The organism is Kocuria aegyptia (assembly GCF_039530085.1).
GTDB lineage: Bacteria > Actinomycetota > Actinomycetes > Actinomycetales > Micrococcaceae > Kocuria > Kocuria aegyptia.
On sequence record NZ_BAAAOA010000039.1, the window covers coordinates 1 to 239 of the forward strand.

Annotated in this window: 1 pseudogene; it reads left to right on the forward strand. The window is 77.0% G+C overall.

Annotated elements, in window-relative coordinates:
• A pseudogene (locus ABD220_RS14010) lies at positions 1 to 239 on the forward strand (acetyl-/propionyl-CoA carboxylase subunit alpha); the annotation flags it as partial.

The window sequence follows — 239 nt, forward strand, 5'->3', positions numbered from 1 at the left end:
CGCCGGCGAGGCACTGCCCGTCCTCGAGACCCCGCCCGCGCGCGGGCACGCGTTCGAGTTCCGGATCAACGCCGAGGACCCCGGCCGCGGTTTCCTGCCCTCCGGGGGCACCGTCCAGGCCGTCGACACCCCGACCGGCCCGGGCGTGCGCGTGGACTCCGGGGTGCACCGCGGCACCCGGGTGGCCACGACCTTCGACTCGCTGCTGCTCAAGCTCGTGGTCAGCGCGCCCACCCGCG